We start from the raw sequence: 13,740 nt of genomic DNA, 5'->3' as shown, positions 1-13,740 counted from the left end.
GGGTAATCAATATGCAGCACGTCATCTCATCAGCACTGCCATTAGAAAGTGCGCTTCATAATAGATTAAAGACAACAGACTTTCTTGACTGCTACTCGGTTGAATCGAATCTATCACCGCGTCATGCCGCAGACATTATTACAAACTTTCCTGGATGGGCTCAGTGTTTGATTGGCATGAGAAATATTATCACCGCCCCTTTTGGGCTGTTAAAAGAGGGGCCGGAAACGCTAAATAAAGTGGGCTTTTTTCCAGTGGAATCTGAAAATAGCGATGAACTTATCGCTGGGTTTAACGACACTCATTTAAACTTTAGAATTTCGGTTATGTCACAGCATGGACGTGTCTTTTTAGCCACTTGGGTACATCCCAATAACTCAGCGGGCCAACTCTACCTAAAAGCGATTCTTCCCTTTCATGTGCTTATTGTTCTTAATGCTTTAACCCGCGTCAAAACGGCAAGTAAGACCGTATAATAACAAAAAAGCCGCAACGACTGAGCGTAACGGCTTTCAGTGTTTGTCTTATAACAAAGACAATAACGTTTTATTAACCACTATTAATTTTGGTTAATAAAGTAATTGACTACATAAGCAGGCAACTCTGCCGCTGGCACAACAATTTGCTCCATGGTATCACGGTCACGAACCGTTACTGGCGCACCTTCTTTCTCGATAGAGTCAAAGTCGACCGTTACACAGATTGGCGTTCCCACTTCATCATGGCGGCGGTAGCCTTTACCCACGTTGCCTGTATTTTCATAAAGAATACGACCCAAGCCTAATTTCTGTAGTTTGTTTTTCAACTCTTTAGCAAGCGCTACGATTTCAGGCTTGTTCTTCTTAAGCGGCATAATAGCCACCTTGATTGGTGCTAGATGCGGTTTGAACTTAAGCACAGTTCGTGTCGAACCGTTTGGCAATTCTTCCTCTGTATAAGCTTCTGTCATCACCGCCAATAAACCACGATCCAGACCAGCAGAAGGCTCGATACAGAAAGGCACTTCCCATTTGTTTGCTTCAAGGTCACGAATAGCTAACTTAGCCGTTGAATGCTCATTCTGTTTCACTTTCGCAGATAGGCCAAACTCTTCTTGCGCTTTGGTGTGAGAGCCCAAATCGTAATCAGTACGGTTAGCAACGCCTTCTAATTCTTCAAAACCATGTGGAAACTTGTACAAGATATCAACAGTAGATTTTGAATAGTGAGCCAAGTCGTCACCTGTGACATATTCAAATTCAATATTTTCTTCCGCTAGACCTTGATCCAACCACCATTGCTTACGCGCACCAACCCAGAATTCATGCCATTTTTCATCTTCACCTGGCTTACAGAAAAATTCCAATTCCATTTGTTCGAACTCGCGAACACGGAAAATGAAGTTGCGCGGCGTGATTTCGTTACGGAAAGATTTACCAATTTGTGCAATACCAAAAGGCAAAGTGCGAGAAGTTGAGTCGACGACGTTTTTGAAGTTCGTGAAGATACCTTGTGCCGTCTCAGGGCGAAGGTAAGTGTAAGACTCTTCATTCACCATCGGACCAACATTGGTTTTAAACATTAAGTTGAAATCTCGTGGCTCGGTCACATTAGTTGAACCACAATTGTCGCAGACTTTAATGTCTTTCATGTGATCGGCACGCATACGCGACTTACACTCATGGCAATCAACCATTGGGTCAGTAAAAGTATCTTCGTGACCAGAGTATTTATAGACATTTTTGTTTTGAATGATCGCTGCATCCAAACCTTCCACGTCGTCACGCTCGTACACCATCGCACGCCACCAAGCCGCTTTTAGGTTGTTTTTTAATTCAATACCTAACGGACCGTAATCGTAAGCACCTTGCATACCACCGTAGATTTCACTGCCTTGGAAAATAAATCCGCGACGTTTACAAAGGGAGACGAGTTCATCCATTGTTTTAGCTGGCATTTCTAAACACACCTTAAGCAAATTGAAATTGGTTAGATATACACTCAACAGACCGTTAGCGTACATCTGAGGAAAGTTAAATTCTAGCCAGACATTGTACTCTGAGCCTGAATTTCGCTCAATGGCGAATGACGGCTACCAGCCAACTAAAGCAACTTAAGACCCTTAATAACCGTAAGTTATGGCAAGAATATGCAATTTATTCGGAAGTTTACGTATTTTTTTTTGCCATTTTGTTAGATAATTCTTTTTTTTTACACAAAAAATTTGTGTTTTCAGCTAAAGGTTTTTTATGCGATATTCTGCCACTCCCATGCTTCTATTAGGTCTGTTTGCGCTGGCTCCCTTTCTTGTCCTGACCATTCTGACGCTGACAGACATACACATCATGGGATACTCGGGACAAGCACTTTTTGCTTCCTACAGCGCCATTCTTTTAAGCTTTGTTAACGGAGTGCTATCTGGGCAGGTACTCGAAGGTAAGCAACAAAAATACAGCAGACGGACAATGCTATTAAACCATTTGATTATGTTGGTTGCCTGGGGAAGCCTGTTTATGAAAGTACCAGAGCTATCTATTGGTATCTTGCTACTAGGCTTTATTACCACCTTTTGGCTAGATGGACGTTGGTTAAGGCTGGTCTCTCAATCCTATAAAGCCTATTCAAAGATCCGTTTTGTGCTTACTGTCGTATTAAGTGTTCTGCATGTGATTGTACTCTTCCCCATCTATTAGAGAACGCCCTAAGGAAGAACTGACAATCCTAGCCAATAGGAGACACAGTTATGTTGACCATTTTTTACGACGGTTTTTGCCCACTTTGCTTTGCGGAAATGCGAGAGCTAAAAAAATTCGATATACATCAAAGACTTACTCTAGAGAACATTCATCATAACGATTTTGCCCAGCGTTATCCCCATATTGACCCCATTAAGGCAGACAGAATCCTTCATGGACAGTTAGAGAATGGCAAAGTCATCCAAGGTTTAGATGTTACCTGCATGGCATGGAAGCTAGTAGGCAAACACCGATGGATGCAGATATTACGCTGGCCAGTCATTCGCTTATTTGCAGATATTGGCTATCGTTGCTTTGCAAAATATCGTCACTCTATTTCAGCTTTCGTAACGGGTAAACCACGCTGTACCTCTTGTGACAAAGGTCAATGTGATCTGTAGTAACAAACACAAATCCCTCTTAAACTTTAATGGGACATAAAGTACACTGGTTGAGGATGCATTTGTCGACTTATGATCGCAGACGGTCAATCGCACAAGGAAAGTTGCAAAGCTTAGCGACGTTTTTGAACACGTCACTCTTGTCTATCATAAGCTATAAATGCATCCCCCTTCACATCATGCCCGTTATTAAGGAAAATACGCCATGCAATTTGATGCTCTCGTGATTGGCTCCAGTAGCCGCATCGCTCAAGCAGTCATAGCACAGCTTTCTAATCAGAATGATTGCCGAATAATTTACACGGTTAGCCAGTTTCCTCCTCGCTTTTTCAGTCAAAAAGTCAGGCCATTATTAAGCAACTACTCCCAAGAGAGCATTGAAGAGATCTGCCAGTACCTGCAACAACACACCAATAACCTTACTAAGGTTATTATCTGTAACGGTGTATTGCACAACACGCAGTATACTCCGGAGAAAAAGTTGGAAGACATTCAAATCGACCAGCTAGCTGGGTTGTATAGGAGCAATGCGATCGTTCCTATGATTTGGTTGAGTCGGTTGATTCAAGTTCTCAAGGGGAAAAGAAATACGCAGGTTGCCCTGTTTAGCGCACGAGTTGGCAGTATTTCAGACAATAAAATAGGAGGCTGGTATGGCTACCGAGCCTCAAAAGCAGCATTAAATATGCTCATACAAACCAGTGCTATTGAGTACGCTAGACGCGCAAAGAATGTCAAATTGATGGCCTTTCATCCAGGAACAACCGATACCCCTTTATCCAAGCCCTTTCAGAAATCCGTTCCAGAAGGCAAGCTCTTTACACCGAAGTTTGTTGCACAAAGATTATTATCCATCATGGACAACGCCAAGATGGATAATCAGGCCAGCTTTATCGATTGGGATAATAAAAAAATTGAGTGGTAACAGCCGTATTTCCGTGACATTACGATAACGGCTAAATCATATCCAAACTGAGAAACAATCTTGGCGAATCCACCGATGCACTGGGTGATCGGTGAACCACCCCTCTCCCCATGGCAGTAGGCCAGGTATTGCCTTTCATTAAGGCCACATCTCCAGCATCTAGTTGATTCACCGTTCCAAAAGAAGCCAATCCCGTATTTTTCTCAGTCCATTTAACCAAATGACCTAACTCGGAGCGGACCGCATGCGCATCATGAAGCCACTCAGAACCCTGCCCTAAATAGGTGGTAATCAGCCGACACGGAATATTATCCACATGAAAACGCGGACACATGGCTTTGGATAGCACGGCCAATCTCAACCCCACCTCTGACAGGTCAAATAAACAGGCAAACATATCCATTAATGTACGCACATCTTTAATAAAGATCTCTTTATTGTTGTCGTCGGGTAGAATACGAACCAATAACTTTTCAATGTGCTCTGGCGCACCTTGGTCTTTAATATTCAACTGCGGTGCAGAGGCTATTAGGCTTGTACAGTAAGTACCAACTTCCTCAAGCGACCGCTTCCATACCACCATATTGAACGAGTCTTGGTAAATATCCCCAAAAACATCTGGCTCTTTCGACTTAACAACAGACAATAATGTTCTATCTGCTTCCAACGATTCCAATGGTGCTTGCCGTGCCGTGTTCATATTGCTTTAAACCTACTTTGTATTTTGAAATGATATAACATTACAATAATAAAAAACAATTTGTCCATAAAAATGTAAAAAAGTCAGTAACCAGCAATAAAAATGCCGTCATCAAGACGGCATTGGCACTAGCGAAAAGCCACTGGCGTTAATAAGACAGAGCTATTTCAACAGAGGATCATCTTTAGGCAAGAGCTTTTGAATCCATAAAGCCAATTTATGCTTCATGGCAGGAAGGTTCTCTTTATCAGCAGGCACCCCGACCACAAGCTTATCCAGTACCAACAAGCGATAAATTGCCTCAACTTTTTCATTGGCTGACATAGTGGAAGAAAAACCGGCATAGCCTCTTTTTAAAGCGTAGTTCTCTCCCACTTGTAATGCTCTCTTGCTCAGAGCCGCTTCATTTTTGATCTTCTTCATATGGCGATCCTTTCTCAACATGGAAGGAGGAAATAACATTGCGATGACAAGGGAAGATTTGTATAAACCGCACGCCCTCACCGTCTTTAACTTTCAGCAAACATGAAAGCAATAAATGCTTTAAAGAACAAGCTTCTATCAAACTTTTCAGTCTGTAAAGCAAAAACCATTAATAGAGAAACGATTGGTGATGGTTGTGAAGGCCTAAGATGACAGGTTAGCAAGCTCTAAAAGTATAAGTAATCAAACCTTAACACTTTCAATTTAAGTTGTTACTTATATTGTTTTTCACCATTACAATTTTAAAAAACAACAGTTTTTTACATTAAGTTGTTTCTACATACAGCTTAAGACAACTGAAATTTTAGAGGCGTAAATGCAAGATATTGATTTATATGAAATAAAAATCATTTTTCTCCCTACCTACTTCATTTAAGACAGAACAAAAGCTAACCCTTCTATCACTGTTAAGGATCTTTCAATCTATGTTGTCATTTCTAAAAAAATCACCCCTGCCAAGGCAACTTGGTATCGCAACATTGATCTTTGTCACGATCATTTTTGCAACCTTAGTATTTATTATTAACTCTCAACTGAATGAACATATCAACAGAATCGTAACAGACCATGAAAAAAAAGAATTAGAACTGGTCACTAGACAATTAGAAGAAAAATACCATTCTTTAGAGAATAGCATCCAGCACAATGGTGCACTTCTGGGCACAATGCTAAAAGAGGCAAGAATCAATACAAATCAAGCAGATAATGTTAACGACCTAACACTCCCTTCGGTACAATTAAACGGTAAGACCATCAGCGGTCAAAGCCATTTCATGCAACAATTCGCTAACGCCACAGACCTGAATGCAAACCTCCTAATCAAGAAAAATAATCAATTTATTCGGATTGCCAGCTCTTCAGAAAACCCATCCATGTTAGGATCTTTGTTGCAGGAGAATAATAAAGGCTATCAAGCATTAGAAGGGGATGAAAATTTTATTGGCGTCGACACCATAAATGGCCAGCAATACTTTGCTAACTACAGCAAGGTTCTAGGCCAGAGCAATTTATATTACGAGCTGCTCATCCCTTTTAATAAGATAACAGGAGCATTAGCCCAATCATTAAATAAACTCACATTTGGTAAAAGTGGCTATATTTTTATCACGCAAGCAGGCGACCACCCAGGCACATTTGTTCTTCACCCCAACATGCAGATGGTTGGGAAAAATATTTTTAGCGTTTTCCCAAGCCTTAAAACGACGTTCTCGAAGATGTATAAAAAAGATCGAGGCATCATTCATTACAACCTGAAAATCCCGGGGGTAACCACTACTCCCCGTCCTGCTCTTGCTCTATTTGAAAGGGTCAAAGACTGGAACTGGGTCGTGGTGCTAAAAACCTACGACAACGAATATCAAGCAGAAATTAATGCCACGTTATGGGTTGTTGGTGCAGCCTCTGTAATTTTTGGTCTTTTGCTTGTGTTATGCCTATGGCTATACATGCGCCGCGCACTTAAACCGTTAAAAGAAATCTCCAAAGGCTTACATGAATTAGGGGAAGGCAATTTGGCTTTTCGTTTTCATGATAAATTGACCCCAGACTCCAACAATGAAATCGACTTATTACGTAATGATACGATCCTCATGCGTAACAATTTGATTCACCTTATTCAAAAGGTTCAAGGTTCAAGTATTGAGCTCCTTCACTCCAGCCACGAGATTTCCAACGTCAATAAAGCATTAATCGACAGTGCGAACTACAGTCAGGACATCAGCATGCAGGTAGCCTCAGCTATTGCTCAGATATCAACAGCCATAGAAGAGGTTGCACACAATGCAACTGACGTCTCTTCCGAATCAGACAATGTTCAAGCTATTACACAAAATGGCAATCAAGCAATGCAACGTGTTGAAGAAACCGTGGGCAAGCTTTCCAATGCCTTTAGTCAAGCATCAGAAACCATCGAGGATGTTGAAAAAAGTTCAACAGAAATAGGCAAGGTAATTTCTGTTATCAATGAGATTGCTGAACAAACCAACCTACTGGCACTGAATGCCGCCATTGAGGCCGCTCGCGCAGGAGAACAAGGACGAGGCTTTGCGGTGGTTGCCGACGAAGTAAGGGTGTTGGCACAACGCACGCAACAATCCACAGAAGAAATTCGCAAAGTAATTGAGGCACTACAACTAAACAGCCGCTCAGCCGTGAAAGAGATGGAGCAAGGAAGAAACCAAGTTGACAATAGTGTCAGCCAAGTCTTAGAAACACGCAATATTTTGTCTAATATACTGACGTCAATGAAAAAAGTTTCGCTTGGTACAACGAATGTAGCCACAGCAACAGAAGAACAAAGTGTTGCTGCCACGCAAATTCGTCAGAATGCAGAAACACTTAGTGAAGCCTCGAACGACACATTAACACAAGCGGACACCTCACAAGGCCATAGCCAAAATATTCAAAAAATGGCCACTGACCTTCAAGAAGATCTCACCGCTTTCACATTGCCATAACTCCTCTTTTTACCCACTCTATCTGTTTATAGAGTGGGTAGTCCCAAACCCAGTTAAAAATTCATTTACATGAATTTATCTTATTTAATTAAATAGCATTGCTGTATACAAATCTATCACTATAATACCCAACCATTACAAAACAATACACAGTAATAAAAAAAATATTACTTTCTTCATAAGATCGTTATGAAACACTTCTCTTTTAAATGACTCAACTAAGATATCCCCTGAACTAAGGATCCATGAGATGCTCTCATCTTTCAAAAAATACCCGTTACCAAGACAACTTGGTCTAGGAACACTCGCCCTTGTGGTTATCATTTTTGTTGCTTTGACTTTTATCATCAATGTGCAACTAAAACAGCAAATCAGTGACATTGTCATCGGCCATGAAAAAAAAGAAGTCGAGTTGGTCAGTAACCAACTTGAGGACAAGTATCACTTGATGCAACGTGTTATGACTCGCAACGGTGCTATCTTTAATAATATGCTGGAGCAAGTAACTGTCGACTCAAATACACCAATAAATATTAATGGCACTCAAGTTCCATCAATTAAGTTAAATAACCAAGTGATTAATGGGAATAGCCATCTTATTCAACAGTTCGCCACATCGACAGAATCTGAAGTAAGCCTACTCGTCAAGCAAGGAAGTCAAATCGTTCGTGTTGCCAGCTCCGCGAACAACGCTTTGGCTACTGGTACTGATCTAGAAGACAATACAGAGGGCTACAAAGCCATCCAAGATAACACCAGTTATTTGGGCGTAGATACACTCAAAAACAAATCCTACTTCACTTACTATAAAAAAGTATCAGGACAGAGCAATCTCTATTACGAACTGCTTATTCCTATTACAAGAATCACGACACCAATCGCCAATACACTCAATAAAATGGTATTTGGCAAAACGGGGTATATCTACGTCACGACAGCGGGAAAGAATAAAGGGAACTTTCTTATTCACCCAAGCAAGGCCTTAGTCGGGCAAAATATTCTAAAACGAAATCCACAACTCGCTAGTACATTCGAGAAACTGTACCAACAACAGTCAGGCATCATCCACTACTCGTTAAAAGTAGAAGGAAAAACCACCACTGCTCGTCCTGCTATTGCCCTGTTTAAGAGAGTGAAAGGCTGGAACTGGGTTGTGGTATTAAAAACTTATGATGATGAGTATCAAGCTGAGATTAATAAAACCTTATGGGTTGTCAGTTCAGTATCCGCAGTATTCGGTCTGACTCTGGCAATAGCATTATGGCTGTTTATTCGTCGTGCCCTTTCACCAATAAAAGAAATTTCTCAAGGCTTGCATGAGTTAGGAAGAGGCAATTTGGCTTTTCGCTTTCAGAATAAATTAAGCAAAGACTCCAATAATGAAATCGATTTACTGCGCAATGATACGATTCATATGCGTGACAGTTTGATTCAGCTTATCCAAAAGGTTCAGGATTCTAGTATTGAGCTTCTCCACTCAAGCAATGCCATTTCTGACGTCAATAAAACATTAATCAACAGTGCAAATTACAGCCAAGACGTCAGCATTCAAGTGGCGTCAGCCATTGTACAAATATCAACAGCAATAGAAGACGTCGCACACAATGCGACCGATGTTTCAGTTGAATCAGACAAGGTTCAAACCATTACACAAAACGGCAATGAGGCAATGCAACGTGTTGAAGAAACTGTTGCCAAGCTTTCTAGTGCCTTTAGTCAGACCTCAGAAACCATTGAGAATGTTGAAAAAAGTTCGACAGAAATAGGTAAAGTAGCCTCCGTTATCAATGAGATTGCTGAACAAACCAACTTACTGGCTCTGAATGCGGCCATCGAAGCGGCTCGCGCAGGCGAGCAAGGACGAGGGTTTGCCGTAGTCGCTGATGAAGTGAGGGTCTTGGCACAACGCACACAACAATCCACAGAAGAAATTCGTAAAGTAATTGAAAAGCTACAGCTAAATAGCCGCTCTGCCGTCGAAGAAATGGAACAAGGGCGAAGCCAAGTAGACAGTAGTGTCGGCCAAGTATCTGAAACACGTAATATTTTGTCTCTCATATTTACGTCGATGAAAAAAGTCTCTCTTGGTGTCACCAATGTAGCCACTGCAACAGAAGAACAAAGTGTTGCTGCCACACAAATTCGTCAGAATGCAGAAACGCTACAAAACGCCTCTAGCGACACGTTAGCACAAGCGGATGCGTCGCAAGATCACAGTAACAATATCTATCAATTGGCTAACGGTCTTCAAGAAGACCTTAAAGCCTTCAAATTAAAGTAAATTGAAAGACTAGGGAAGGTTGTAAAAAGCCTTCCATTTTTTGTGCGCTCTTCTTTATGTTACGTCCGCAAATTATGGACTTACTATAGCACTCAGTTATAGACAACGTTGGCTATTGCTCATGGTCACAGTATCATATCGTGACCATGAGGAATGATTATGTCGAATCCAGCCAATTTAAATCACCGCCACTGCTATCTCTTCACAGGAAATACCGCGCAAATTTACGCGGCTTTTTCCTTGGTTTCCAATGGACAAGATTCAATCCTCATTTGTACCCACGATGAAGCGATTTATCGCGACCTCAATAAACGACTAAACACAGATATTCGCTTATTTAAACAAATAAAGAATACCCTTGGGCAAACCTATGACGCCATTTTAATCGACGTAACGTCAGGAGTCTCTGCTAGTGTGATCGCCATATTAGCTGGCGCAGTAAGAGGTGATGGAATATTTGCCATTGGCTTACCGGATCAGCCTGAGCAAAATTGGCTAAACCAAGAAGACCAAGAAATGCCCCGTTATCTACCTTGGCCTTATCATCCTGATCAGATAAAGTCGCACTTTAAACGCTATATCCTCAACCAGCTTATCCATCCACACAGCCCCTTCCAATACATCCGTCCTCAACAGATTGATAGACTTACACCGCCACAAAACCATACAGTGCAACAGCCCCAGCACGCGATGACTCTGACACAAGAACAAAAAGTCGCACAAAAATCTTTATTAACGTCTTCTAACGTTACTCATGTATTGATCGCTTCACGGGGACGAGGAAAGTCCACCTTACTTGGTGATACCCTAGCCAAGTGGGTAAAAGCGGGTAAGAAAGTCGCCGTTACCGCTGCCACACCAGACGCATTGGTTGCCCTTCGCAAACAATATGATGATCAATTCAGCTCATTTAACGTGTCATCTGATAACAAGGACGAGGCATCAGAGATGCCTTTTTATGCACCGGACACCCTGCTATTGATGGAAGACCAATGGGAACATCTGATTATTGATGAAGCCGCTCGTCTTTCCATTCCTGTACTAACCGCTCTGCTGGATAAGTCTAAGCAATGTATATTCAGCACAACAGATTATGGCTATGAGGGGGCCGGACGAGGCTTTGGTATTCGCTTCTGTCAGACTTTAGACGCGCCACGTCAAGGAAAATCAACCCCCTTAAAAAGGCTCTCTTTAACCCAGCCCATTCGATGGGGGGAAAATGACCCACTTGAAAAATGGGTTAATAACACATTTTTTCTATGTCCACCGTTTGAAGCCCATTCCAATACTTCAGAACAGAGTGCAACACAGCTCATCAGTACCCAACAAGGGCAAGAGTGGCTACAGGAACCTGAGCATCTAAAAGTGACTTTTTCGTTATTAGTGAATGCTCACTATCAAACTTCGCCAGATAATATTAGATGGATGTTGGATGACCCAAGTGTCACCACGTGGTTATCTCAATCAGACTCCCCCAACAAAGCCGCTAAACCAGCGCAGACAGGGATCACCTCGATAACGACAAATCCTCAGGTAATAAATAATATGACCATTAACAGTGTGGCAATTGTTACCGAAGAAGGTGAGCTTCCAGATGATCTAAGCCAAGCCGTGCTAGAAGGCTCCCGCCGCCCTAGAGGCCACCTCGTTCCTCAGTCATTAATGGCTCATGAGGGCTTCATCGAAGCGGGACACTATCATTATTGGCGTATCAGCCGCATTGCTACTCAACCTAATCTGCAAGGTCAAGGACTAGCGAGCCATTTACTCGAACAGATCACAGAAGCGGCTCAAACCAAAGCCGATTTTCTTTGTACCAGCTTTGCCGCTAGCCCTGATATCGTTGCGTTTTGGCAAAAAAATGGCTTTATCAGCGTGAGATTGGGTACGAGCAAAGACAAAGCCAGCGGCAGCTACTCTTTGATGATGGTCAAACCTCTCAACTCAATCGCAGAGCAACAATCCAAACAGTGGTACACCCTTTTTCTGAAGCGTTTTCAAACGAATTTACTACTCTGCTATCAAGACTTATCCGCTGCGCTTATTATCCAGCTTATCCAATGCCCTCATCAGACAATTTCCCCTGCTAATCTATTAATAAGCGAACAGGACAAACAAGACCTACATCTGTTTTGTTATGCACATCGCCCTTTTGACACTATTCGAGCAGCCCTTTATAACGCGTTTTTCCAGTTAGCCTACCAAGACAAACTAACAGCACGATCATCATTAGACACTCTGTTGTTTGATGCCGTATTAGGTAGAGAGACCCCATTTCAATTGAAAGCAGCCAAACTGACGGGGCGAAAAGATCTTCACTTAGCTTTGAAGCAAACACTCAAACGAGAAATATTTGCCTCGCCTAAGAGCCAGTCCTAGTTAAGCCTTAGTCTCTCTTTCTTGATCTGCCAGCCAATCTTTCTTGATCTCTCGCTACGCCTACTTCAATCACAATAAAAATTGGCGGAAATCCACCCATATCCATTATTTGATGTGTGATTTTCCACACTTAATACCTCCACCAGCTCTCTAACTGTTTTGATGGAAATTTATTTTATCCTATTAAATTCAATCACTTAAAAAAATATTAAAGACTTGGCATAGAATGTGTAAATACTAAGACAGCAACGCTTAAATGTGCTGTCCTCGTTTGGCTAAGATCAAGCGATAACAAGAATAATTATCTCGTTTTGGAGTTTTAAAATAATGAAAAAAATCAGCCTAGCCTTGACCTCTATTGCCCTTTCCTTTGCCACCAACGCAGCCTTTGCTGATTCTTCAGCCTGTGATCCTGGCGAACGCGTTGTAAAATTCAGTCACGTTACAGGGGGAACAACTCACCCTAAAGTGGTAGCCGCGAATAATTTTGCTGCGCGTGTTAACAAAGAAATGAATGGCAAACTCTGTGTTGAAGTCTTCCCGAACTCAACATTATTTGGCGACTCAAAAGAATTAGAAGCCTTGCTTTTAGGCGATGTTCAATTGCTTGCCCCTTCTCTTTCTAAGTTTGGTTCTTACACTCCTAAATATGGTGTATTCGACCTACCTTTCATCTTCAAAAACATGGACCAAGCCATCCGCTTTACGAACAGCCCTCAAGGTAAAGACCTGCTCTACGCCATGAAAGACAATGTTGGCTTCGTTGGTCTAGGTTACTGGATGTCTGGTATGAAATACTTCTCTGCCAACAAAAAGCTGATCTTACCAAGCGATGCAAAAGGCTTGAAATTCCGCGTCCAAACCTCTGATGTAGCCAAAGCCATGATCAAAGCCATGGGCGCGTCACCACAAGCTATGGCGTTCTCCGAGGTCTATGGTGCACTGCAAACAGGTGTTGTGGATGGGCAAGAAAATACATGGTCTAACATTTACACCAAAAAATTCTACGAAGTGCAAGACAGCATCACACAAACCGACCACCAATTGTTGGCTTACTTGTTCATGACGTCTCAAGACTTCTTAGACAGCTTATCCCCTGCGGATCGCAAACAATTCCTGCAAATTGCGGATGAAGTAACACAGGAAGCGAACCAGTCTGTGAAAGCGAAAGAAGCTGAAAACCGCGCCAATATTTTAAAAGCAGGCGGCAAAATCAATACATTGACACCAGAGCAACGTCAAATTTGGGTTGAAACGATGAAACCTGTGTGGAAAAAATTCCAAAATGACATCGGTGAAAACCTAATTAATGCCGCAGCCAACTCATAATCCCTTTGTGTTATGCAGAATGTTGGCTCTATTGAGCCAACATTAGGGCTTTCCCTTCACGGTTTACCTATC

Annotated in this window: 11 protein-coding genes; 8 read left to right on the top strand and 3 right to left on the bottom strand. The window is 41.9% G+C overall.

Translation table 11 applies throughout. The features are described 5' to 3' along the window. Window positions 1–11 precede the first annotated feature (11 nt). Entirely contained in the window at window positions 12–476 is a 465-nt protein-coding gene (locus tag MSP8886_RS04655) for a DUF2867 domain-containing protein (protein WP_067013260.1), read from the top strand. 83 nt (window positions 477–559) lie between these two features. Here MSP8886_RS04655 and MSP8886_RS04650 read toward each other — a convergent pair whose 3' ends face one another. Continuing rightward, the gene (locus MSP8886_RS04650) at window positions 560–1,936 is read right to left on the bottom strand and encodes a glycine--tRNA ligase (protein WP_067013258.1); all 1,377 of its coding nucleotides are present in this window, start codon (window positions 1,934–1,936) and stop codon (window positions 560–562) included. A 292-nt stretch (window positions 1,937–2,228) separates the two neighbouring features. On the opposite strand from MSP8886_RS04650, the gene MSP8886_RS04640 reads away from it, so the two are divergent. From MSP8886_RS04640 to MSP8886_RS04630, 3 genes are all read left to right on the top strand, one after another. After that, window positions 2,229–2,672 carry a DUF3429 domain-containing protein gene (locus tag MSP8886_RS04640; RefSeq protein WP_083200826.1) on the top strand — a complete coding sequence of 148 codons (444 nt, stop codon included), beginning with the start codon at window positions 2,229–2,231 and terminating at the stop codon, window positions 2,670–2,672. Between the two features lie 50 nt (window positions 2,673–2,722). Further along, a complete protein-coding gene (locus MSP8886_RS04635) occupies window positions 2,723–3,115 on the top strand; it encodes a thiol-disulfide oxidoreductase DCC family protein (RefSeq protein WP_067013251.1) in 393 nt (130 codons plus the stop codon). Between the two features lie 205 nt (window positions 3,116–3,320). Then, complete coding sequence (locus tag MSP8886_RS04630; protein WP_067013249.1) at window positions 3,321–4,040, top strand: SDR family NAD(P)-dependent oxidoreductase; 720 nt, start codon at window positions 3,321–3,323, stop codon at window positions 4,038–4,040. Between the two features lie 31 nt (window positions 4,041–4,071). On the opposite strand, the gene MSP8886_RS04625 is transcribed toward MSP8886_RS04630, so the two are convergent. After that, window positions 4,072–4,740: a DUF1826 domain-containing protein gene (locus tag MSP8886_RS04625; RefSeq protein ID WP_083200825.1), complete on the bottom strand. Its 669-nt coding sequence runs from the start codon at window positions 4,738–4,740 to the stop codon at window positions 4,072–4,074. A 162-nt stretch (window positions 4,741–4,902) separates the two neighbouring features. Further along, window positions 4,903–5,163, bottom strand: a complete 261-nt coding sequence (locus tag MSP8886_RS04620) for a DUF5062 family protein (protein WP_067013247.1) — start codon at window positions 5,161–5,163, stop codon at window positions 4,903–4,905. A gap of 485 nt (window positions 5,164–5,648) precedes the next feature. Between MSP8886_RS04620 and MSP8886_RS04615 the strand changes: the two genes are divergently transcribed. The 4 genes from MSP8886_RS04615 to MSP8886_RS04600 all read left to right on the top strand — a co-directional run bounded on the left by MSP8886_RS04615 (window position 5,649) and on the right by MSP8886_RS04600 (window position 13,668). Beyond that, complete coding sequence (locus tag MSP8886_RS04615; RefSeq protein ID WP_067013245.1) at window positions 5,649–7,679, top strand: methyl-accepting chemotaxis protein; 2,031 nt, start codon at window positions 5,649–5,651, stop codon at window positions 7,677–7,679. A gap of 250 nt (window positions 7,680–7,929) precedes the next feature. Further along, complete coding sequence (locus tag MSP8886_RS04610) at window positions 7,930–9,960, top strand: methyl-accepting chemotaxis protein (RefSeq protein WP_067013243.1); 2,031 nt, start codon at window positions 7,930–7,932, stop codon at window positions 9,958–9,960. Window positions 9,961–10,119: 159 nt separating this feature from the next. After that, entirely contained in the window at window positions 10,120–12,339 is a 2,220-nt protein-coding gene (locus MSP8886_RS04605) for a GNAT family N-acetyltransferase (RefSeq protein WP_175365268.1), read from the top strand. 327 nt (window positions 12,340–12,666) lie between these two features. After that, window positions 12,667–13,668, top strand: coding sequence for a TRAP transporter substrate-binding protein (locus MSP8886_RS04600; RefSeq protein WP_067013239.1), 1,002 nt, complete (start codon window positions 12,667–12,669; stop codon window positions 13,666–13,668). The last annotated feature ends 72 nt before the right edge of the window (window positions 13,669–13,740 follow it).

This window comes from Marinomonas spartinae (genome assembly GCF_900089775.1).
Classification (GTDB): Bacteria; Pseudomonadota; Gammaproteobacteria; order Pseudomonadales; family Marinomonadaceae; genus Marinomonas; species Marinomonas spartinae.
This window is presented reverse-complemented; position numbering and strand designations above follow the sequence as displayed.